The sequence below is a fragment of the Planomonospora sp. ID91781 genome (assembly GCF_015711595.1).
Taxonomy (GTDB): Bacteria; Actinomycetota; Actinomycetes; order Streptosporangiales; family Streptosporangiaceae; genus Planomonospora; species Planomonospora parontospora.
The window spans coordinates 2,413,277-2,436,895 of sequence record NZ_JABTEY010000002.1; the positions used below are offsets into that span (position 1 = coordinate 2,413,277).

Annotated in this window: 12 protein-coding genes; 9 read left to right on the top strand and 3 right to left on the bottom strand. The window is 67.1% G+C overall.

What is annotated here, in order from left to right:
- Positions 1-32 precede the first annotated feature (32 nt).
- Both HS048_RS29900 and HS048_RS29905 read right to left on the bottom strand, forming a co-directional pair.
- On the bottom strand, positions 33-656 hold the full coding sequence (locus HS048_RS29900) for a hypothetical protein (protein ID WP_196469348.1): 624 nt from the start codon (positions 654-656) through the stop codon (positions 33-35).
- A gap of 214 nt (positions 657-870) precedes the next feature.
- Positions 871-1,266 carry a hypothetical protein gene (locus tag HS048_RS29905; RefSeq protein WP_196469349.1) on the bottom strand — a complete coding sequence of 132 codons (396 nt, stop codon included), beginning with the start codon at positions 1,264-1,266 and terminating at the stop codon, positions 871-873.
- A gap of 364 nt (positions 1,267-1,630) precedes the next feature.
- On the opposite strand from HS048_RS29905, the gene HS048_RS29910 reads away from it, so the two are divergent.
- The 8 genes from HS048_RS29910 (at position 1,631) to HS048_RS29945 (ending at position 21,772) form a co-directional block, all read left to right on the top strand.
- Positions 1,631-2,566 (top strand): hypothetical protein, encoded by a 936-nt coding sequence (locus tag HS048_RS29910; protein ID WP_196469572.1) that lies wholly within the window; start codon positions 1,631-1,633, stop codon positions 2,564-2,566.
- Positions 2,567-2,583: 17 nt separating this feature from the next.
- Complete coding sequence (locus tag HS048_RS29915) at positions 2,584-3,513, top strand: inositol monophosphatase family protein (RefSeq protein WP_307832696.1); 930 nt, start codon at positions 2,584-2,586, stop codon at positions 3,511-3,513.
- Between the two features lie 879 nt (positions 3,514-4,392).
- Positions 4,393-9,597, top strand: a complete 5,205-nt coding sequence (locus HS048_RS29920) for a DEAD/DEAH box helicase (protein WP_196469350.1) — start codon at positions 4,393-4,395, stop codon at positions 9,595-9,597.
- Positions 9,598-12,429: a helicase-related protein gene (locus HS048_RS29925; protein WP_196469351.1), complete on the top strand. Its 2,832-nt coding sequence runs from the start codon at positions 9,598-9,600 to the stop codon at positions 12,427-12,429.
- Positions 12,426-16,355 (top strand): Eco57I restriction-modification methylase domain-containing protein, encoded by a 3,930-nt coding sequence (locus HS048_RS29930; RefSeq protein ID WP_196469352.1) that lies wholly within the window; start codon positions 12,426-12,428, stop codon positions 16,353-16,355. The genes HS048_RS29925 and HS048_RS29930 overlap by 4 nt, the downstream gene beginning before the upstream one ends.
- A 17-nt stretch (positions 16,356-16,372) precedes the next feature.
- Entirely contained in the window at positions 16,373-18,487 is a 2,115-nt protein-coding gene (locus tag HS048_RS29935; RefSeq protein ID WP_196469353.1) for an AAA family ATPase, read from the top strand.
- Entirely contained in the window at positions 18,484-19,671 is a 1,188-nt protein-coding gene (locus tag HS048_RS29940) for an McrC family protein (RefSeq protein WP_196469354.1), read from the top strand. The genes HS048_RS29935 and HS048_RS29940 overlap by 4 nt, the downstream gene beginning before the upstream one ends.
- Positions 19,672-19,684: 13 nt before the next feature.
- The gene (locus HS048_RS29945) at positions 19,685-21,772 is read left to right on the top strand and encodes a UvrD-helicase domain-containing protein (RefSeq protein WP_196469355.1); all 2,088 of its coding nucleotides are present in this window, start codon (positions 19,685-19,687) and stop codon (positions 21,770-21,772) included.
- Here the strand turns inward: HS048_RS29945 and HS048_RS29950 are convergent.
- Positions 21,766-22,746, bottom strand: coding sequence for a hypothetical protein (locus tag HS048_RS29950; RefSeq protein WP_196469356.1), 981 nt, complete (start codon positions 22,744-22,746; stop codon positions 21,766-21,768). The two genes, HS048_RS29945 and HS048_RS29950, sit on opposite strands and share 7 nt — an antisense overlap.
- 306 nt (positions 22,747-23,052) lie before the next feature.
- On the opposite strand from HS048_RS29950, the gene HS048_RS29955 reads away from it, so the two are divergent.
- Positions 23,053-23,562, top strand: coding sequence for an NUDIX hydrolase (locus tag HS048_RS29955; RefSeq protein ID WP_196469357.1), 510 nt, complete (start codon positions 23,053-23,055; stop codon positions 23,560-23,562).
- Positions 23,563-23,619 lie beyond the last annotated feature (57 nt).

Sequence of the window (23,619 nt, forward strand, 5' to 3'; positions counted from 1 at the left end):
GCGGAGACGAGACCGCACGCTGCCGCGCCGGCTCATGGGAGGGCTCGTCCTCGTGGCGGCGCGGACGGAAGGGGCGCGGGCCGGAGGTCGTGAAGGACGACGAGGAGCTGGGTGGCCAGCGCGTACCCGAGGAGGCCGTCCCGCAGGGTCAGCTCGACCCCTTGCTCCACGGGGACGGCCAGCGCTCCGCACGGTTCGTACAGGTTCGCCAGGACGCCGTAGGGCTCGAAGCCGGCCGCGGTGTAGACGGCCATCGACCTCCGGAGATGCGGGCACTGCGCAGCCGCGTCGGGGATGCAGGTTCGGCAGGTGGGCGGCGCATTGGTGTACCCCCGATCGGCCGATCTGCCGTCGTCGGACAGCAGCCACCACACCCGGCCGGATTCGGGGTCGCGGGCCGGTCGGCCGCAGATCTGGCAGCGTCCCCGGCCGATGCACTGCCACTGGCGGCGGGCGTTGACGGCCCGGAAGTCGGGGCGGCCGCGCCGGTGAGTGCGCTGCCGGGCACGCAGCACCCCGTGGGCCCAGTCACCCGGGCGGGGACGAGCGTGCCGGAGCCGTGGCCCGGTGGAGTGCTCCACGAAGAGCACGTGCTGAGGAACCGCCTCATCGGAGTAGGCGATCACGTAGGGCTCGCGCAGGAGAGGCCGCGCCACCGCAGCGCCTCTCATGCCGCGTTCCCCTGTTCCGCGCGGGCGAAGCCTTCGTCCGACGTCTGGGGGATCCGCTCGGTGACGCACCCCGCCTGGAGATCACCGCGGGCTTCGGCACTCGCGTCCGGAGGCACGTCGGACGGCATGCCGGCGAACCGGGCTTCCCAGATACCCCCGACCCGTTCGATTACGCGGAACTCCGCCATCGGCCGGGCCGTCATGCCGCCGCCTTCGCGGCGGCGCGGATCATGTTCGCCACCGTGTGAGGCCGGTCGGCGGCCACGGTCCGGCAGTCCACTCCCGCCGGGGGAAGGGAAACGAGGTAGCAGCCCGCCCGCAGGCCGACGGTCACCGTGGCGACGACCCGACCGGCATCGCCGTACACCGTCAGGTCAGGGGCGTGGTGGGTGACGGATGCCTTCGGCCACGGCATGCCGTCCCCGCGCAGCCGCATGCCGATCGTATGAACGCGCACCGCCCGGAAGCCGTGCGGTTTCAGCAGCCGTTGCAGGACGGCCAGCGCCTTGCCGTATGTCTCGGCGACGAGATCGCTCACCTCGGGACGGATGCGCTCCTCTGCGCTGAATTCCGGTGCTCTCTGTACGGGGATCATTCTCCGACCGTAGGACTCGGCGAGTTCGCCTCACACCTGCGGACGAGTCGGCAATCAGTCGGATCTCAGGGCGGCTATGACCTGCGCTTTTCTTTGATCCTCGGCTTTCACCCATTGAGATGGGTAATCTGGCGCCGAGATCGGGAGGAGGCGCGGAATGCCCGCCCAGGGACGGAGTGGAGAAAGCCCTCAAGCTCGGGGACGCGAACTAGCACGTATCGGTCGGCAGCTATGGCAAGAGACAGGATCGGTCAATAAAGCCGCCATCGAGCTGATGGATCGTTATCCTGACATACCCAGCCTTCAGGCGCACCGATATGCGTGCGGCCTTTCTCAGGATCAAGCGGCTGTTCGGTACAACGAGGTGACGAAGCATCAAACCCACCTCGGTGGCACCTCAATCAACGCGTGGGAGACGTGGGCACGCGCCCGCGGGAGTTCCGGTTCGCCTCCGTCGTTCTCGAGCCTGCTGATCCTCGCCTCCGCGTACGGCGGCGGCCCCCTCGGCGTGGCGGATGAGCGCCTCTCCCCCGGCGATCTGATCGCCGAAGCGTACGAGCGCCTCTCTCCCGAAGACCAGCTCTCGCTGAAGAGGTTCACCGAAGCCGACGCCTCCCGGCAGCCGGTCGAACCGCAGGCAGCCGCGGTGCGGCGCCCGGACAGGCTGGAACACCGGGCGGTGCCCGCGGAAGACGACGTCATCGGCCCGGACTTCGAGCTCGCCGCCCCGACCGTCGAGTACGGCAGCCCTGAGATCTGCGTGTACTCCCTGCCCAACCCCCGGCCGGGTCGATTGCTGAACCTGAGCTGGGCGGCGTTCGGGTACGGGATCGAGCGGCTCATCCAGCAGATCAAGAACGTCGGGCGGCGCCTGGATGTGGACGCCTGCTTCGGGATCAACGAAGCCGGGCTGGTCATGGCGACCTTCCTCGCGTCCGCCCAGTTCGGACGTTGCCCCATCGGATACCTGAAGTGCAGCAAGAGCCGGGACTTCATCGCCCTCGACCCGGCCTCGGCGTACCCGGAGCTGCCGGAGGCTCCGTCGATCGTCCTGTGCGACTTCGAGGTCAAGCACGCGGACGTCGTCGGCTTCGTCACCCGGGAGATCCGCAAGCGGTACCCGGGCGCGGAGATCTACTTCGCCGTCTTCGGGGCCATGACGAAGGAGCGGAACCTCGAAGTGGCCGGCTTCGACGACCTCACCGGCGCCGGCATCATGCGGGCGGCCGGCTTCAAAGCGGTGTTCATCGCCGCGACCATGAGCCCTCCCGGCATCGAGCCGCCGCTGGAGCTACGCTGACGAACCGGAGGTGCATCGTGACGTCACATCCCCCGCTCCCCGGCATCGCGCAGAAACTCGCCGAGCTGGTCTCAACGGTGATCGGCGAGATCCGTCCACGGCTGATCGAGGCCGCCCTGTCAGGTGACCGGTCGGAGAGCAAGAACCTCCGGCACGCCGACAACTTCTTGTCGGACCACGACTTGTGGATGCATGAGCGCTACCGGGAACTGCTGACGCGAATCATCCCGTCGTACGTCTACGCCTCCGAGGAAGCGGACCCCCAGGTCATCGGAGACGACCCGGACCCCGACCTGTGCGTCCTGGTCGATCCGCTCGACACGAGCGAGCTGGCCGTGCGAGCGCTGTACGGCTACACGCACGTCCTGGTCTACTCGCGCAGCCTGGCCCGTCCCATCGCCGCAGCGGTAGGCGACATCTTCCACCATTTGCAGATCTACCTGGCGGCTCGCGATGACTCCGGGCAGGACCACGCCGTCCTCTACACCCAAGACGGAACCCCTCATCCTCTGCGGTTGGACCGGTTCCCCTCTCTGCCGGAAGCCCTGGTCACCAACTACCTGATGAAGCCCGGGCGCTTCCAGGAGCTCGCCCGGCAGACTCGATTGGTGGACGCGTTGAGCAGGCCCTCGCAGGACGGCGTCGGCCGTGGCCGGATCGGCGTGGACTTCGGGTCCGTCAGCCTGTGCCATGTCGCCGCGGGCTTCAGCGATGCGACGGTCGAGTTCGCGAAGGGCTTTGCGGTCTGGGACCTCGCACCGGGCCACTACATCCTCAACGCCGCCGGAGGGGTCGTCCTCGACCTCCAAGGCCAGCCCATCCCGTTGGACTACCGGTTCGGCACCGTGGCCGAAATCGGGAAGGCCATGGACCGGCGCCAGAAGTTCGTCGCTGCCTCCAGCCTTCCCCTCGCTCAGGACATCGTCTCTGCACTCAATAAGGCGTAGTGGACGGTTCTCCCCGAGGATGTCGCCCTGCACGTTCGAAGCCCACGCAACGATCCCGCCTGGCTGGCCACTGGCACGTTCATCCACCGCAACCACCGTCAGCCGAACCAGCTCAGTCCTTCCCCACCCGCTGAAGGTCGATGGCCTGGGATCTGAACGCGATTGACGGCACTGCACCTGCCGACAACTACATTTATGCAGCTCACACGGCATGCGAGTACTTGTGGAGGACTTCGCCGAGCTGCCCTCGCCGACCTATGGGCACAGGTAGACGATCCGTCGCGGATCCGCTATAGGACCGCGACGGCGCGTAGCGGGGCAGCTCGGTCCAGGACTTGATGGGCGTGGTGCCGGTCGTAGAATCGTTCGTACTCACGCAGGGCATGGCGCGGGCGGCATGCGTTCCACAGGAGGCAGCGGTCGAGCAGCTTGCAGGTCGAGTGTGAGGTGGTGCCCAGCACGCGGACGCGCCTGCTGGCGTGCTCGATGACGGCCAGGAGCTACCGGCGTCGCCTGGTGAGGGTGCTGGTCTCGATGAAGTCGCAGGCCATCAGCACATCTGCTTGGGAACGCAGGAAGTAGGCCCAGGTGGTGGACACCCCTTCGGGTGCCGGGCCAAACCCTTCCTGCTTGAGGATCTCCCACCCGGGAAGACACGCCCTTGATGCCGAGCATGGCCAGCTCACCATGCACCCGGCAATAGCGAAGTTAATCACCCATGGGCGACATCGGGCGCTTGCGGCTGGTTCCATGGGATGAAGCCATGCTCAATGAAATGACGACAGAAGGGAGGCCCTCCGGAGGAAAGCATGTTCCGTGTCGGTAGAGGCATGTAACGTGCTCTTCCGATGGGAGTGAAGATCGAAGATTGCGAGCGGCATGGACGTTTTTGAAGTTCATCAGCAACTGGTCGCCGACTACCAGGCCTTCACTTCCGGCTTCACGGAGATCTACGACCGCCGCATCCGTGAGCACGTCGAGACCCGGATGGCCGAAGGCGAGCAGTGGCCCGATCCATATCTCGCGCTGAATCCCAACTTCGCCCCTGGGGGGACCATCAGTGAGCTCGTCACACAAGACCTCCTCCAGCCCGAGTGCGAGAAGATCTTCCGTGTCCGCAAGGACGAGCCTCATGGGTTCGAAGGGCACGTCGTCGGCCTGCACAAGCACCAGCGAGAGGCCATCGAGATCGCCCGTCAGGGGTCGAGTTACGTCCTGACGACCGGCACGGGCTCCGGCAAGAGTCTCAGCTACATCGTCCCGATCGTCGACTGGGTCCTGCGGCAGCAGCACCAGAGGACCTACCAGCCCGGGGTGAAAGCGATCATCGTCTACCCGATGAACGCCCTGGCCAACAGCCAGCTCCACGAGCTGGAGAAGTTCCTGCAGCGCGGCTATCCCGAGGGGGGAGAGCCGGTCACGTTCCGCCGCTACACCGGCCAGGAGAAGGAGCACGAGCGGGAGGAGATCCTCAAGAACCCGCCGGACATCCTGCTCACCAACTACGTGATGCTCGAACTGGTGTTGACCCGGCCGAAGGAGCGGGAGCGCCTCATCACCGCGGCGCGGGGCCTGCACTGGCTGGTCCTGGACGAACTGCACACCTACCGGGGCCGTCAGGGCGCCGACGTGGCGATGCTGGTCCGGCGGCTGAGGGACGCGTGTCAGGCCCAGGACATCCAGTGCGTCGGCACCTCGGCCACCATGACCACCGAAGGCAGCGAGGCGGACCGGCGCGCGAAGGTGACCGAGGTCGCCACCAGGCTCTTCGGGGTCCCGGTGGCACGGGCCCATGTCATCGGCGAAACCCTGGAGCGTGCCACGACCGCCGACCCGAGCACCGTGATGACGGGCGACGCGTTCCCCGGCATCTCGGATCTGGACTACGACCGGTTCGTGTCCGCTCCCCTCTCCGCGTGGGTGGAGAGCCAGTTCGGCGTGGTGGAGGATCCCGAGACCAAGCGGCTGCGGCGTCCACCGCGCCCCTGCACCGTGTCCGAGGCGGCCACTGATCTGGAACGGCTGACCGGGCAGCCCAACGAGAGCTGCGTCAGAGCCATCCAGGAGACCCTGCAGCGTGGCTCCGCGCTCTCGCATCCCCGCACCCAGCGGCCGGTGTTCGCATTCCGGCTGCACCAGTTCCTCTCCAAGGGGGACAACGTCTATCTCAGCATCGAGCCGGAGGACATCAGGTACATCACCAGTCGCTACCAGACCGTCGTTCCCGAGGCACGGCCCTCGGCCAAAGACCGCATCCTCGTGCCGGCGTCCTTCTGCCGGGAGTGCGGTCAGGAGTACCTGTCGGTCTCCAGAACCGACGACCAGGGACGTATCCGATTCACCGCCCGCCAGGAGCGGGACGCCAGCGGCGGCGAAGCGGCCAACGGATACCTGTTCGTCTCCTCCCAGGTGCCCTGGCCGGACTCGCTCGACGTGGCCATCAGCGAGCAGCGCATCCCTGAGGCGTGGCTGCTCACCGCTGACGACGGATCGGTGACGGCGGCACCCGCCCGCCGCAAGTACCTGCCGTCCATCGTCCATGTCGACACCACCGGCTACCAGGTGGACGAGGGAGAAGGCATCAGGGCCGCCTACGTGGCCAGCCCTTTCATGTTCTGCCTGCAGTGCCGTACCTCCTATGAGCAGGCGCGGGGCAGCGAGTTCGCCCGGCTCGGATCGCTGGCGCTGGAAGGCCGCAGCTCGGCGACGTCGGTGGTCAGCGCGAGCGTGGTCCGCAGTCTGCGGGAGCAGCCTGTCGACGACGAGGCGAAGAAGCTGCTGGCGTTCTCCGACAACCGGCAGGATGCCAGCCTCCAGGCAGGGCATTTCAACGACTTCATCCAGGTCGTGCAGTTGCGGGGCGCCCTGCACCGGGCTCTCGCCTCGAGCTCGGAAGGGCTCACCCACGAGGTGATCGAGCAGAAGGTGACCGAGGCCCTGGGGCTCCGGATGGCGGACTTCGCCCGGAATCCCGAGGCCCGGTTCAGTGCCGAGAAGAAGGCGTGGGAGGCGCTGCGCCGGGTCATCGGCTACCGGCTCTACCTCGACCTGGAGCGGGGCTGGCGGATCACGATGCCCAACCTTGAGCAGACGGGCCTGCTCAAGGTCGACTACCTCGACCTGCCGGAGATCGCCGCCGCCGAGGACCTGTGGGAGTCCCGGCACCACGCCCTGCGTGACGACGTCCCTCAGCATCGCGAGGAGCTCATGCGGGTGCTGCTGGACGAGTTGCGCCGGGTCCTCGCGATCGAGGTGGACTGCCTGACCGATGTGGGCTTCGAGCAGTTGGAGAAGCTCAGCGAACAGCATCTGCGGGACCCGTGGGCGCTGCCGGAGCGGGAACAGAAGCCCGAGACCGGGATCGCCTTCGCCCGGGCCGGCGGCAAGGGCGGTTCGCGGCGGCATCTCCATCTGACAGGCCACGGCGCCTTCGGCCGTTACCTGCTGCGTCCCAACCAGTTCCCTCACCTGGAGCACAAGCTCACTCGCGACGACGCCCAGAAGATCATCAGCGACCTGCTGAGAGTCCTGAAGTCCGCCGACCTCCTCACGATCGCGCAGGAGGCGAAGGAGGACGGCGCTCCCGGATACCAGTTGAAGGCGTCGGCGATCCTGTGGCGGCCCGGGGACCGTAAGTCGGGTGCCGAGGACCCGCTCCGCAAGACGGTCACCGCCGAGCTCGGGCCACGCGTCAACCCCTTCTTCCAGCGGCTGTACGCCGACCTGTCCGACACGCTCGCCGGTCTGCACGCCCGCGAGCACACCGCCCAGGTCACCAACGAGAACCGGGCACTTCGAGAGAAGGCCTTCCGCGAGGGTGGGCTTCCGGTCCTGTACTGCTCCCCCACGATGGAGCTGGGCATCGACATCGCCAATCTGAACGCGGTGGCCATGCGCAACGTGCCGCCCACCCCCGCGAACTACGCCCAGCGGGCCGGGCGGGCCGGCCGGTCCGGGCAGCCAGCGCTGGCCGTCACCTACTGCGCCACAGGCAGCGCCCACGACCAGTACTTCTTCCGGAACCGCGACCAGATGGTGGCCGGCTCGGTCGCCGCTCCCCGGCTCGACCTCACCAACGAGGACCTCATCCGCTCGCACGTCCACGCGATCTGGCTGGCCGAGATCGGTCTCGCCCTGGACCGCTCGATGGCCGGCGTCATCGACATCTCCGAGGACAACACCGCTCTGCCGCTCAATGCCGAGGTCAAGAAGGCGGTCAGTTCTCCTGATGCTCGGCTGCGGACCGCGGAGCGGGCGCGCAGGATGCTCTCCGGACTGACGGAAGAGCTGGCCAGGACCTCCTGGTGGCATGACGACTGGATCGACCGGGCCGCCGAGGACGCTCCGGCGGAGTTCGACCAGGCGTGTCAGCGCTGGCGTGAGCTGTACCGGACGGCGCTGGCCGAGCGCGAGCACCAGCACCGGATCATCGGTGACCACTCGGTCAGCAAGAAGGACCGCGACTACGCGAGCGCGCGGCGCCGCGAGGCGGAGAACCAGCTCCGCCTGCTGATCAACGAGAACGCCGAGGACTTCCAGACCGACTTCTACACCTACCGCTACCTCGCCTCGGAAGGGTTCCTGCCCGGCTACTCCTTCCCCCGTCTCCCGCTCCGCGCGTACGTGCCCGGACGGCGCGGCCTGCAGAACGAGGGCGAGTTCATCCAACGGCCCCGTTTCATCGCGATCAGCGAGTTCGGTCCCGGTGCGCTCATCTACCACGAGGGACTGCGCTACCAGGTGAACCAGGTGCAGCTCGCGCCGGGAGAGCAGAGCGGCGACGGCCTGGACACGCGCACCTCCCGCCGGTGCGAGTCCTGCGGTCACCTGTACGAGGAGCACGACGACTTCTGCGACCGCTGCCGGCGCAAGCTCGGCCGGCCCATGCACCGCCTGCTGCGGCTGCAGACGGTCAAGGCCTCGCGGCGCGACCGGATCTCCTCCGACGAGGAGGAGCGACGCCGGGCCGGTTACGACCTGATGACCTCCTACCGCTTCAACGCCCACGGGGTGCGACCGGGCCGCCTCGACGCGGTTGTCGTCCACGGCGAGGAGCCGCTGCTCGACCTCGAGTACGGCGACACCGCGACCGTCCGGGTGACCAACCTCGGCCTGCGCCGCAGGAAGCAGGACAGTGAGGGTTACTGGATCAACGTCCGCAACGGCCGGTGGTTGTCGGAGAAGCAGGCCCTGGACGCCGACCCCGCCGTGCAGGAGCTGGGTGACGCCGACAGTGTGCAGACCAAGCAGAAGGTCATCCCCTACGTCGAGGACAGCCGGAACATCCTCATCGTCCGCAACGCCGAAGGCCGACCCGTCTCGAAGGAGACGGCGATCAGTTTCATGTACGCGCTGGAGCGCGGCATCGAGACGGAGTTCCAGCTCGAGGACAGCGAGCTGGCCAGTGAGCTGCTGCCCGACCCCGACGACCGGGGGAGGACGCTGTTCGTCGAGAGCTCCGAGGGCGGCGCCGGCGTGCTGCGACGGCTCCTCACCGAACCCGGCGCCCTGCGCCGGGTCGCGCGCCGCGCGCTGGAGATCGCCCACTTCGACCCGGAGACCGGCGAGGACCTCGGCGGTGTCGTCAACGGGGAGCGCTGCGCCCGGGCCTGCTACGACTGCCTGCTGTCGTACGCCAACCAGGGCACCCACCAGCTCATCGACCGCCATCTGGCCCGGGACCTGCTGGTGGCCTGCGCGCACTCCACCACCCAGATGGATACGCCCGAGACCGACCCGGTGAAGGTGTGGGAGGAGGTCCGCCAGGCCGTCGAGTCCGACGACCCGCGCCACGCCTTCGTCTGCTGGTTGGAGGAGCGCGAGTACCTCAGCCCGGACGAGGTCGCCGTCGCCGTGGAGGAATGCGGCGCGAAGGTCGACCTGGTCTACCGGCTCTCGACGGGCCCGGTGGCGGTCTTCGTCGACGGGCCGGCCGACACCGACCGCCCCGACCGGGACGAATTCATGGCAGATGAACTGCGTGAGCTGGGCTGGGGTGTCATCCGCGTGCCCTATGGTGCGGAATACAGCGAGATCGTCCGTAAATACCCCAGCGTTTTCGGGACCAGCCGGAGGGACGGGTAAGTGCAGAACTTCACGGTCGGATCACTGGTGCGGGCACGGGGCCGAGACTGGGTCGTCCTGCCCGACTCCGGCCCCGAACTGCTGGTCGTCCGTCCGCTCGGCGGGAGTGACGACGAGGTCGCCGGCATCCTGACGGGCATCGAGCAGGTGAGCCAGGCGACCTTCCCCGCTCCTTTACCCGAAGACGCGGGGAACGCGCTCAGCGCCGGCCTGCTCCGCACCGCGCTGCAGGTGGGTTTCCGCGCGACCGCTGGACCGTTCCGGTCGATGGCCGGTCTCGCCGTCGAGCCGCGTCCCTACCAGCTCGTCCCGCTGCTGATGGCCCTGCGCCAGGAGACCGTACGCTTGCTGATCGCCGATGACGTCGGCATCGGCAAGACGGTGGAGGCCTCGCTCATCGCCGCCGAGCTGCTGGCCCAGGGCAGCGCGAAAGGGCTCACCGTGCTGTGCAGTCCGGCACTGGCGGAGCAGTGGCAGGCCGAATTGGCGAGCAAGTTCCGCATCGACGCCGAGCTGGTGCTCTCCAGCACCGTCAAGAAACTGGAGCGAGGACTGTTCGACGACCAGTCGATCTTCGACCGGTACCCGTACACGATCGTCTCCACCGACTTCATCAAGTCGGCCAAGCACCGTGACGACTTCGTGCGGGCCTGCCCGGACCTGGTGATCGTGGACGAGGCGCACACCTGTGTCGCCGACGGTTCGTCCAGCGGTGGCCGGACGCTCCGCTACGACCTGGTCCGCAAGCTCGCCGCCAGGCAGGACCGCCACCTGCTGCTGGTCACCGCGACCCCGCACAGCGGCAAGGACGAGGGCTTCCGCAACCTGATCGGCCTGCTCGATCCGGAGCTCGCCGACCTCGATCTGACCACCGCCAAGGGCCGTGACCGGCTCGCCAAGCACATGGTGCAGCGCCGCCGGGGCGACATCCGCAAGTTCCTGGAGGACACCCGGTTCCCCTCCGATCGGGAGACCCGCGAGCAGCAGTACTACCTCACCGAGGACTACCGGAAGCTGTTCGACGCGGTCCTCGCCTACGCCCGCGAGACCGTGCGTGACTCCTCCGGCGGCCATCTCCGTCAACGGGTCCGCTACTGGTCCGCGCTGGCTCTGCTCCGGGCAATCGCCTCATCCCCCAAGGCCGCCGCCGCGACGCTGCGCACCCGCGCCAAGGCCGCCGACGCCGAGACGCCGGAGGAGGCCGACAAGCTCGGCCAGGCGACCGTCATGGACCAGAGCGAGGACGAGGCCGCGGAGTCCGTCGACGTGCTGCCCGGCGCGGACAGCGCCCTCGAGGGTGACAGTCCCGAACGGCGCCAGCTGTTGGAGTTCGCCCGGCGGGCCGAGAAGCTCGCGGGGAAGGCCGACGCCAAGCTGGCCAAGCTCGACGAGACCATCCAGGGGCTACTGGCCGACGGCTACGACCCGGTGGTGTTCTGCCGGTTCATCGACACCGCCGAGTACGTCACCGCTCATCTACGGTCCTCGCTCGGCACGACCGCCGCGGTCGGATGCGTGACAGGTGCCCTGCCGCCCTCTGACCGGGAGAACCGCATCCGGGATCTCACCGACCGTGAGGGCCGCCACGTCCTGGTCGCCACCGACTGCCTGTCGGAGGGCGTCAACCTGCAGGAGCATTTCCAGGCGGTCGTCCACTACGACCTGGCGTGGAACCCGACCCGGCACGAGCAGCGGGAGGGCCGTGTCGACCGGTTCGGTCAGCCTTACGACATCGTGCGTGCGGTGACGATCATCGGGGCCGACAACCAGATCGACGAGATCGTCATGCGGGTCCTGGTCCGCAAGCACAATGAGATCAGAAAGCAGCTCGGCGTCAACGTTCCGGTGCCCGACTCGGCGAACCAGGTCGTCGAGGCCGTCCTGGAAGAACTCCTCGTTAACCAGCCCGCAGCGCACCAGCCGGCGCTGGAAGGGCTCGAGGACCTCGGACGGCAGCGCCGCACGCAGCTGCACCAGGAGTGGGAGAGTTCCGCGGCCAAGGAGAAGGAGTCGCGGACCAAGTTCGCCCAGGTCGGCATCAAGCCGGAGGAGGTAGCCCGCGAACTGGAGGAGGTCCGGGCGAGTCTCGGCACCGGCGGCGACATCGAGGAGTTCGTGTACGAGTCTCTCAACGCGCTCGGTTCGTCGTTCTCACAGCGCGACTACGGGTTCGACGCCGTCACCGCCACGCTCCCGGTGGGGTTGCGAGACGCCCTTCCTCCCGGTCACGCCCAGCCGCTGCCGTTCCACCGCGCTCTTCCCGTGCCGCGTAAGCACGCGCACCTGGACCGGACCGACCCGCACGTGGGCGCGGTGGCGCGATACGTCCTGGACAGCGCGCTCGACCCCATGACTCCCGGTCCGCGCCCGGCCCGGCGCTGCGGTGTGATGCGCACCGGCACGGTGGAACGCCGCACCACCCTGCTGCTGGTGCGTTTCCGGATGCACCTCACGTTGCCGGGCCGTGAGGGTCCCAGACCCATGGTCGCGGAGGAGGCACGGGTGCTCGCCTACCGGGGCCGTCCGACCGAGCCCGAGTGGCTGCCGAAGGAGGAGGTCGAGGCCCTGCTCAGTGCCGAGCCCGGCGGCAACATCGCTCCCGAGCTGGCCGCCGACGACCTGGCCCGGGCCATCGGCCGTCTCGAGCAGCTCCGGCCGCACCTGGACGCCGAGGCCCGTGCGGCCGCGGACCGCCTCCGCGAGTCCCACGTCCGGGTACGGCAGGCAACCCGGCAGAGCGGCATCAGCAAGATCGACGTCGAGGCGCACACCCCCGCCGACGTCCTCGGCCTCTACATCTACCTTCCGGTCGTGGCAGGAGGAGCCAAGTGAGTCGTTCGCCCTTCCCCTCGCTGCGCGTCGCGGGCGGTCTGCTCCCCGCCGATCTGTTCACCCGGGCGCTGGAGGACAAGGACCTCCCCGGGCGGGAAGCGGCGGCGTACGGACTGGCCCCGCACGAGAACGTCCGTGAGGCCGCCTCTCGCGCCTGGGACTACCTCGGCGGCGCGTGGAAGGCTTTCACCCGCGAACGCGACCGGGCCGTCGCCGAGGGCCGCCCGCTCACCGGTCTCACCCGGGAGCGATGGCTGCTCACCCTGTTCCGCGCGCTCGACTACGGCGTGCTGTCCGGGACGCCGGCGGGCGGGCTGACCGTCGAGGACAAGACCTTCAAGGTCAGCCATCGCTGGGAACACGTCCCGATCCACCTGCTCGGCTGGGCCGTCGACCTCGACCACCGCACCAAGGGCGTGGCGGGCGCGGCCGACGCCGCTCCGCAGTCGATGCTGCAGGAGCTGCTCAACCGCTGCGACGACCACCTGTGGGCGATCCTGTCCAACGGCGCCAAGCTGCGCCTGATCCGCGACTCGCGCTCCCTGGCCGGATCGGCGTACGTCGAGTTCGACCTGGAGCTCATCTTCGACGAGCAGCTCTTCTCCGATTTCATGCTGCTCTTCCGGCTCGTGCACGCCTCACGCTTCGCCGTGAAGCCCGACGAGCAGCCCTCGTCGTGCTGGCTGGAGAAGTGGCGCGGCACCGTCATCCAGCAGGGCCAGCGGGTCAAGGAGCGGCTCCGCGGTGGCGTCGAGCAGGCCATCAACACCTTCGGCACCGGTTTCCTGCGTCACCCCGCGAACTCCGCACTACGCGAACAGCTCGCCTCGGGGACGTTGAAGCTCAGGGACTACCAGCGGTCGGTGCTCCGGCTGGCCTACCGGATGCTGTTCTGGATGGTCACCGAGGACCGGGACGTGCTCCTCGATCCCTCCGTCCCTGCTGCCGCACGCGAGCGCTATCTGCGGTTCTTCTCGGCCGAGCGGCTCCGGGAGCGGGCCCGCCGCGGTGGTGTCGATCACCACGACGACCTGTGGGAGACCGTCCGGCTGGTCTTCGTCGCCCTCGGCACCGAGAGCGGCCTGCCCGAGCTGGCGCTGCCCGGCATCGGCGGCCTGTTCGAGCGCATCACCCGCGACGAGAGCGGTGAGGTGCTCGATCCGTCGCGCCCCGACGAGCTGGACGAGCCCCTGGAGGGCCTGCGCCTCACCAACCAGGCGCTGATCACCGCGGTCCGCCATCTGGCCATCGCCGAATCCGACGGTCAGCGCCGCCCGGTGGACTTCCGCAACCTCGGCTCCGAGGAGCTGGGCAGCGTCTACGAGTCGCTGCTGGAACTCCACCCCCGTTACGACCCGGCCGAGCAGACCTACACGCTGACCACGGCGGCGGGCAACGAACGCAAGACCACCGGCTCCTACTACACGCCTCCCTCGCTGACCGGAGCCCTTCTGGACAGCACCCTCGACCCGCTCCTCGACGAGGCGGCACGCACGGCGGGTGACGCGGCGGCCAAGGTGGAGGCGCTGCTGAGCATCACGGTGTGCGACCCGGCCTGCGGATCGGGGCACTTCCTGGTCGCCGCGGCCCGCCGGATCGCCGGCCGTGTCGCCGAGATCCGCTCCGGTGAGGACGAGCCCTCCCCCGATCTGGTCCGTACGGCGATGCGCGAGGTGGTCGCCCGCTGCATCCACGGCGTGGACATCAACGAGATGGCCGCCGAGCTGGCCAAGGTCTCGCTCTGGCTGGAGTCGGTGGAGCCGGGCAAGCCCCTCGCCTTCCTGGACACGAACATCCGGGTCGGCAACACCCTGCTCGGCGCGACGCCCGCACTGATCGAGAAGGGCGTCCCGAAGGACGCGTTCAAGCCGATCGAGGGCGACGACAAGAAGATCGCGGCGCTCATCGCCAAGAAGCATGCCAAGGAAGCCGTCGGGATCATCGACTTCTACGCGGCCGGAGCGCTCACCAACGCCGAGATCGGCAGGGAGACCGCCGAGCTGGTCCGCGCGCTTCCCGGCGACCTGACCGGCGCGCTCGTGCAGCGCCGGCGTCTGCGTGACATCGACGCGGAGCGGCTGCCGCTCAAGCGGAAGGCCGACGCCTGGTGTGCGGCGTTCGTGCAGGAGAAGACCGCCGAGACGGAGCCCCTCGCGATCACCGGATCAACACTCGACTGGATCAGCGGTGACCCGTCGGAGTGGACCTCCCACCACAAGGCCGTTGCGAAGCGGGTGAAGGATCTGACTGAGGAATACCGATTCTTCCACTGGCATGTGGAGTTCCCACACATCTTCGCTATCCCTGAGGACAACACAGATGTGGACCCGATGACCGGCTGGTCCGGTGGCTTCACCTGCGTGATCGGCAATCCACCATGGGAGCGAATCTCTGTAGAGGATGAAGAGTTCTTTGCAGTCCGCGCTCCAGAGATCCTTAACAACCCAACCACCGCGACAAGAAAATCAGCAATTAGGCAACTAGAGGAGACAGAACCAAATATATTTAACGAGTATCAGAGAGCTCGCAGGTATGCAACATCAGTGTCACACTTCACAACCGCATCAGGAAAATTCGAGAACACCGCCGTCGGACGGCTAACCACCCAATCACTATTCGCGTCAATTGGCCTAACAATCCTCAAAAGGAATGGTCTGTGCGGGCTAATTCTTCCAACTGGAGTGGTCACCGACACTCCGATGAAAAACTTTTGGCGATGGCTGGTTGCAAATCGACGAATTACAGCGCTTCTAGACTTCGAAAACAAGGGGATATTCCCAATTCACGCCAATACAAAGTTCAGTATAATTAATTTCGTCGGCCCTCTGCGCGCTGCCGATCAGCTAAAGCTTACGGTTGGCACCTACCTGCGAGACGTGTCAGAAATAAAAGACCCTAATCGAGTCTACACCTTCCCTCTTGGGAAACTTGACATTCTCAGTCCAAAGACGCACCAGCTCCCAATCTGTCGCACACAAAAAGATATCGACGTTCTATTAAGAGTAGTAGATGGAGGCTATGAGAGATTGGAAATAATTCCATGGGTTGGATTCACTTCAGAAGGGCATTCAAAAGAATGGAGAGAAGAGCCCGATCTTAACACCTTTCCCCTTTACGAAGGAAAGATGATCAACCAGTTTGACTCATGCTTTGCTACCTATCTTAACGTCTCAGATTCAGATAGGAGAGCAGGAAGGCCTCGCAATACGACAGCACAAGAGAAAGCGCTTCAGCCGACCCCAAGGTTCTATGCTCCAGCCACCCTGGTCCGCCATTTTCTTGCACGGAAGCAAACTCAGCAGGAATGGGTATGCGTGGTTCGCGACTACGCGCGGGCAGTTGACACCCGCACCGCAATAGGCACAATAGTTCCAACAACCGTACCAATTCAGCCACTCAATGGTTACACCGTCATCGGCGATGCGCTAACCAACGCTTGGGCCACTGCAGCTATAAACTCATTCACATATGACTTTATAGCCAGACAGAAGGTTCCTGGAATGCATTTCAATGTGACAATAATGTCACAAATACCAGTCCCCAGCCCTAATGAAAAATGGTTTGAATTCGTTACCTCCAGAGCGGTAGAGCTCATCTACACCCAGACGGGTCTTAAAAAGCTTGCCGAAGAAGCCGGCATTTCAGGTCCTCCGTTCACCTGGGATGATCAACGAAGGTCGATAATCCGTGCCGAGCTAGATGCGGCATTCATGCACATTTATGGAGTTGGACGCGATGATGCAGAATACATCCTTGACTCCTTCTCAAGCATAAGGAATTCCGAAAAGCAGAAATTTGGAGAGTTCCTAACAAAGAGAATCATTATGGATATATACGACTCTCTGGCTGATCCAGGTTCGTACCAAACCATTCTGAACCCACCTCCGGGCCACGGGCCCCGCCATCCGACCCGTACCAACGCCTAAGCTCAAGGGAGTCCTTCGTGGCCGATGCCGTGAGGATCGCACCGCTCTTCCGCTGCGCCATGGAGGTGCTCGCCGAGGCAGGGCGGGCATTGCCGCGCCGCGAGGTGATGGACGAGGTGCACCGGCGGTTCGAGTTCGCACCGGAGGACGAACGGCCTGACCGCCGGGGACGACCTCGCTGGCAGACCCATCTGGGATGGAAGATCAGCGAGGCAGCGGTGGTCGGCTGGGTGACTCGGCAGGACGGATGGCTGATCACCGAAGCGGGGCTCCAGGCGCTGAAGTCCCACGCCGGTGACGAACTACACCGAGAGCTCGGGCGGCAGTACCGCCTGAAGCGCCTGAGTGGCCAGCAGAGCCGTTATACGGATCCCCGCTGGAGTGTCGTGCTCGACGCGCTGGCCCTGCTGGAGCCGGAGTCCTGGACGTCCTACCGCGACCTCGCCGAGCTGTCGGGAATGCCTCCCCAGTCCGTGGGCCGTTTCATGGCCGAGAACCCGCTGCCGAGTGGCCACCGGGTGCTGCGGACCGACGGCCGAGTGTCCCCCGACTTCCGGTGGGCAGACGAGAACCGTACCGACGACCCGCGCGAGGTCCTGGAACACGAAGGGCTGGAGTTCGATGAGTTCGGCCGAGCGAGCCAGGCTCAGCGCGTCACCGCCGACGACTTCCGGCAGATGCTCTCCGACATGGGCGCCGAACCGGCCGCCCGCCGGGCCTGGCTGGTTCGGGGGTCATCGGTTGACGGCCGGGATCTCGTCCCGGTCTGGCTGCACAAGAGGTCGGTGTCGCTGGCCGGCGCGAGCCTGCGCCCCGTCTCACCTCCCGTGTCCCGTGACGAGCTGAGGGCCATCGTCGAGGACGACTACCAGCACAAATCGTACGCCGCACGGGAGGTGAAACTCGCCGAGTTCGACGCATTCTGCAACCGGATGCGGCCCGGTGACTACGTTCTGACCACCAGCCAGGGCAAAACGTACGTCGGCCGGATCACCGGCGAGGCGGAGTTCATCCAGTCGCACGACCAGCGTTCCAATCTCCGCCGCCAGGTGGAGTGGCTCAACCCGACCGGCCCGGTCCCGTTCGTGCACCTGCCCCAGCCGCTGCCGGCGAAGCTGCAGAGCCAATCCGACGTGGTCGAGCTGACCGAGAACCTGGCTGCCGTCGAGGAACTACTCTCCGCCCTGGACATCCCCGGAGGCGGCGGTCCCGTGAAGCCGCCCAAGGAGCTGTCGTTCCCCGAGGTGAGCCAGGGCCTCGCCGATGAGCTCTTCACCGATCGGGAGCAGCTCCAGCGCCTCGCCGATCTCCTGTGGGAAGACCGGCAGCTCATCCTGTACGGCCCGCCGGGGACCGGGAAGACCTACGTCGCGCGCAAGCTCGCCGGAGAGCTGGCCGAACCCGGCGCGGTCAAGCTGGTGCAGTTCCACCCGTCGTACACCTACGAGGACTTCTTCGAGGGGTTCCGGCCGGTGCAGCGGGCCGACGGTCAGCTCGCGTTCGAGCTACGGCCCGGGCCGTTCCGGCAGCTCGTCGAGGCGGCCCGGCTGCACCCGTCCGACCCGTACATCCTCATCATCGACGAGATCAACCGGGCGAACCTGGCCAAGGTCTTCGGTGAGCTGTACTTCCTGCTGGAGTACCGCGACGACACCATCAGCCTGCTGTACTCGGCCGAGTCCGACTTCATGCTCCCGCCGAACGTCTTCGTCATCGGCACCATGAACACCACCGACCGGTCGATCGCCCTGGTGGACGCCGCGATGCGGCGCCGGTTCCGGTTCGTGGAGCTCCATCCGGCGCGGTCTCCGGTCAAGGGCCTGCTCGGCCGCTGGCTGACCGACCGGCGGGAGAAGGACGAGCTCGCCGTGCACAACCTGGACGCTCCCGAGGTGCTGGACGAGCTGAACTCCCGTATCGAGGACCACGATCTGGCGATCGGCCCGTCCTACCTGATGAAGCCGGTGATCTATCGCAGGCAGGACGGTCTGCAGACCGTCTGGGAGACCTCGATCCTGCCGCTGCTCGCCGAGTACCACTACGGCAGCCCGCCCGCCGTGCTCGACCGCTACCGGTTGAAGACGCTCCGGCAGGCGATAGCCACACGGCACGGGGCGGAAGAGGCGCAGTGATCCGCGTCGAGGTGGCGGAGACCGGGCAGACGCAGTGCGTGCTCGCCCCCGAGCAGGGCCGCCTGCTGGCCGCCTCGGGAATCGTCACCGCGGTGCCCTCGCCGTACGACGCGGCCGTGTGGGACATCAGCCCGCGTGGCGGCGTCGGGGTGGCGCGGATCGGCGACGTCGAGGTGTGGGTGACGCCGAAGCTGGCGATCGACCGGCTTCTGTTCCTCGTCGGATACGCGAAGAGCCCCAAGGGGTGGCGGGAGGAGACCGTCGGGCTGGATCCGCAGAAGGACCTGGTGCCTGCCGTCGCGCAGGCGCTCTGGCGGCAGGCGGAGAACGCGCTCCGGCAGGGACTCCTGCAGGGGTACCGCACGTACGAGGAGTCCTCGTACGTGCTGCGCGGTCGTCTCCGTGAGACCGATCAGATCCGGCGGCACCACGGCCGGGTTATCCCGATGGAGATCCGGCACGACGACTTCACCGTGGACATCCCGGAGAACCAGATCCTGCTGGCGGCCGTCTCCCGGATGCTGACCGTCCCACGGCTCGACGCCGAGTCCCGGCGGCGTCTCACCGCGCTCCGAGCCCGGCTGGCCGACGTGACGACGCCCGTGCGCGGCGCTGTTCTGCCCGCCTGGCGGCCGAACCGGCTCAACCAGCGCTACCACACCGCCCTGCGGCTCTCCGAAGTCGTCCTGCAGGCTACCTCTCCCGAGCACTCCCCCGGCTCGGTTCCGGCCAACGGTTTTCTGTTCGACCTGCCGAAGATCTTCGAGGACTTCGTAACGGTGGCCGTCTCCGAGGAGCTCACCTCACGGTACGGCGGGGCAGCCCATCCTCAGTACCCGTGCCATCTCGACGAGGCGCTCGCCGTACGGATGAAACCGGATCTGGTGTGGATGCGGAGAGGAGAGCCCGCGGCGGTGGTCGACGCCAAGTACAAGCGGGAGAAGCAGGCCGGGTACCCGGACGCCGATCTGTACCAGATGCTGGCGTACTGCACGGCCCTCCGGCTACCGCGCGGCCACCTCGTCTACGCGAAGGGGAACGCCGACGCCGCTCGGCACGTCGTGCGTCACACGGGCGTCGAGATCGTCTGCCACGCCCTCGATCTGACTCGCCCATCTGATGTGATTTTGTCACATATACGGCATATCGTGACCGATATGGCGGGCTCCCAGCGGGCCGCTTGAGGAAGGACGCGACATGGCACAGCTCTTCATCGACAAGGGCTTCTTCTTCGAGTTCGGCAAGCTGGAGAAGTCCGTCCAGGACAAGGTCTACGACGTCTTCGGCAAGTTCGAGCAAGCCACCCACACCGGCCTGCACCTGGAGAAGGTGAACAACGCCCACGACAGCCGCATGCGGACCATCCGGATCGACCAGTTCTGGCGCGGTGTCGTGCTTGCGCCCGACTCGGGTGACACGTACATGCTGCTCAAGGTGCTTCCGCACGATGATGCCTACCAGTGGGCCGCGCGCCGGAAGGTCACCGTCAACGCGGCCATTGGCGTGGTCGAGATCCGCGACATGGTCGCCATCGAGGAGCATCCGGCCGAGGTCCCGGACCACCCCGGCACCGCGCCGCTGCTGGCGGATGTGTCCGATGTCGATCTGGAACGGCTCGGCGTCGACGAGCAGGTGCGGGGGTTCGCCCGCACCCTCACGCGTGTGGACCAACTGGAGTCGGCTCGAGGCATGCTGCCGGAGGCGCAGTACGACGTGCTGCTCGCCCTCGCCGCCGGATACACACCCGAGCAGGTGTGGGAGGAGATGCCGCCTCCCCCGGCGTCGATCGATCCGGGCGACGTGGCGACGGCCATCGCACGTTCTCCGCAGCGTGCGGTGCTCGTCACCGGACCGGACGAGCTGATGGAGGCGTTCACCTACCCGTTCGCGCTGTGGCGGATCTATCTCCACCCTACCCAGGAACGCGCCGCCCATGCCTCCTACAGCGGCCCGGCCCGCGTGATGGGCGGTCCCGGGACCGGGAAGACCGTCGTCGCACTCCATCGGGCCCGGCACCTGGCCGAGCGAACGGCGACGGACCAGTCGATCCTGCTGACCACCTTCACCAAGACTCTGGCGTCCTCCCTCGAGGACGGGCTCCGCATCCTGATCGACGACGAAGACCTGCTCCGGCGGATCGACATCCGGCACATCGACCAGCTCGCCTATCAGATCACCTCGCGCGAGCACGGCCGCCTCCCGGTGCTGAAGGAGAGCGACGAGAAGAGCCGCTGGCTGGAGATCACCAAGCGTTTCGGACTGCCCTTCACCGACGCCTTCCTCGCACAGGAGTGGCGGCGCGTGATCCTCGCGCAGGACATCACCTCACTCCTGGACTACCAGCGCACCCGCCGTACCGGCCGGGGTGTGAGACTCGGCTCGGTCCAGCGCGAACAGGTCTGGGACGCGGTCATCGCCTTTGTGGACGGACTCGCCGCGGACGGTGTCTGGACCTACGAGACGATCTGCGTGGAGGCCGCCCGGTTGCTCCATGACGGGAACAAGCCCTACCAGCACATCGTCGTGGACGAGGCGCAGGACCTGGCTCCATGGCAGTGGCGGCTCCTGCGGGCCGCCGTACCCGTCGGCCAGGACGACCTGTTCATCGCGGGCGACACCCACCAGAGGATCTACGACCACCGCGTCTCGCTCCGGCAGGTCGGCATCGACATCGCCGGCCGCGCCGAACGCCTCAAGCTGAACTACCGGACCACCGCGGAGATCCTCGCCTGGAGCATCGGCCTGCTGCACGGTGAGTCGATCGACGACATGGACGAGGGCCTCGACCGGCTCGCGGGCTGCCGCTCGGCGGTTCACGGCACTCCCCCGACCGTGCGAGGCTTCCCCACCCGCAACGCGGAACTCGCCCACCTGGCCTCGGCCATCCGGCAGTGGCTCGACAAGGGCGTCGAAGCAGGTCAGATCGGAGTCGCCGCGCGTACCTCGATGGTGGCGGACGAGGCCATCAAGGTGCTGAAGGCCGTCGGCATCCCCGCCGTGTCATTGGCGAAACACGCGGTGAACGACAGCGAGGTCGCGGTCGGCACGATGCACCGGATGAAGGGACTCGAGTTCCGCTGCATGGCGGTCATCGGCGTCAACGAGCACTACGTCCCCTATCCCTCCGCGGTCGTCTCTGCGGAGATCGACGCCCATGCCCACGCCCAGGACCTTCAGCGTGAACGCTCCCTGCTATTCGTCGCCGCCACTCGCGCCCGCGAAGGCCTCCTGGTCACCTGGCACGCGAACCCCAGCCCTTTCCTCTCGGCTCACTTAGCTCATTGAGCAGCCGTCGAATCCTCCTTTTCAGGAAAGCTGGAAGCCTCCTCAAGCTCCGCATCGGAGGGGAGGATCTGTGAAGGGGTCGGCATCGGGCCACTGGCGGGCTGGAAGGGCAGCACGAGGTCGAAGAGCAGGTCGAGGTCGGGCAGTTCGGTTCCCGGTGGAATCGTCCAACCCCAGTCGCGCTCGGCGGCACTCCACGTCTGCTGCAAGTTGGGGTAGAGGTTGGGAAGTCCGAGTTCGTCCGGAGCGGCGGGCAGTTTCGCGGCCAGGCGCGGTGCCCGGTTCCAGTACACGTCGATCACCAGCACGTTGTAGCCGCCGGAGCGCTGGATGGCGACGTACCCCTTGTTCATGACCGGCTGCCAGGCAAGCCCGCGCTCCTCGATCTCCTTCATGACAGCCTCCAGAAGGAGCCGTCCGACCTCAACCCGGGCAGGCGGAACACGCAGTTCCTCGGCGTACGCCTCCCACGTCCACGTGGTGACCCGGGCGCGGCTGCCGTGGCTGCCCTTGGTGTAGGTGTTGGGCTTGACCACGACCTTGAAGTTCGGGGCGGGAGCGGAGTCGCCGATCCGGAGCACCTCGACCTCCATGCCGAAGAACTCGACCCCGGACACGGTGTTGGCGTTGAGCCACTCCAGCGCCGCGGCGTGCTCTTCGGTCATGCTCTGAGCGACCCAGATCACGACCTCGGCCTGGGTGCCCGCGCAGTACGTGAGGACCTGTCCCAGGTGCCCGTGGTCGGTCTGCTCGAGCTGGTTCTCGACCAGGACGACGCGCCCCTGGGCGTCCTCGAGCAGCAGGTCCAGCGCATACCGGCCCACGGCGTACTCTCGATGCCGTAACTCGAGCGCGAGCCCGACGGCCTGACCGAGGACGTCGAGGTTGTCGGCGAGCCAGGGGGTGAAGTCCTTGGCCTCGTTCGGCCAGATCGACCGCAACGGCACCAATTCGAGCCTGCCGAGATCCACCATGCCTTCTCGTCTACCACTCCCGCTCGTTCGGCGAAGGGCGAACGGGCGAATCCCAGCGGGCCGGCCCTCGCCATTACCGGTCCGCCTCGATCCCGGCGACCCGCCGGGCGAAGTGCGCTCCCGCTGTGCCGGCCAGTGCTGTCATCGTGACGGGGCGGTCGCGATCCCTGACGACCACGCCTGTCCGCCGGGAGACCCGACGCTCTCGGCGTCATCGGCTCCGCATCGCCTTCACCCGTGGCATGACCCCGCGCACCGATGCCTTCCCTTCTTCCCTTCCTCTCGGCACCGCCTAGGATCAGCGGAATGACCGCCCCCACCGTACGGGCCAGCGCCCGGATCCTGCTGGTCGACCGCGATAACCGGCTCCTGCTGTTCCGCTTCCGCGCCTCAGACGACCTGCCCGACTCCCACTTCTGGGTCACTCCCGGCGGCGGTGTCGACGACGGAGAGAGCCTCCCCCAGGCCGCGGCGCGGGAACTGTTCGAGGAGACCGGCCACGTCCTGGCTCCGCAGCGGCTCGGTCCGGTGGTGGCCGTCTCCTCCGGTCCTGCCCGCTTCGGCGATCTCACTCTGAACGCCGTCGACTCGTTCTTCTTCACCCGCGTCGACGATCTGACCGTGAACCCTTCCGGCCAGGAGGCCCATGAACGCGAGGCTATCGCCGCGCACCGCTGGTGGACCGTCCACGAACTGCAGACCACCTCCGAGCTCGTCTTCCCCGTCGGCATCGGCGCCCTCCTACCCCGACTGCTCGCCGACGACCTCCCCGCCGAACCGGTGGCCCTGCCCTGGCGCCCGGCCTCCGCTTCCTGAGCTCCCCGAGCCCCCGCGGAACCCGGGATCGCGTGCTCGCGGCGTGCTCGCATGTCC

Bases quoted from the DNA above. Each gene is read 5' to 3' on its own strand.
- HS048_RS29950 (WP_196469356.1), bottom strand. From the start codon at position 22,746: ATGGTGGATCTCGGCAGGCTCGAATTGGTGCCGTTGCGGTCGATCTGG.
- HS048_RS29945 (WP_196469355.1), top strand. From the start codon at position 19,685: ATGGCACAGCTCTTCATCGACAAGGGCTTCTTCTTCGAGTTCGGCAAG.
- HS048_RS29920 (WP_196469350.1), top strand. From the start codon at position 4,393: ATGGACGTTTTTGAAGTTCATCAGCAACTGGTCGCCGACTACCAGGCC.
- HS048_RS29905 (WP_196469349.1), bottom strand. From the start codon at position 1,266: ATGATCCCCGTACAGAGAGCACCGGAATTCAGCGCAGAGGAGCGCATC.
- HS048_RS29955 (WP_196469357.1), top strand. From the start codon at position 23,053: ATGACCGCCCCCACCGTACGGGCCAGCGCCCGGATCCTGCTGGTCGAC.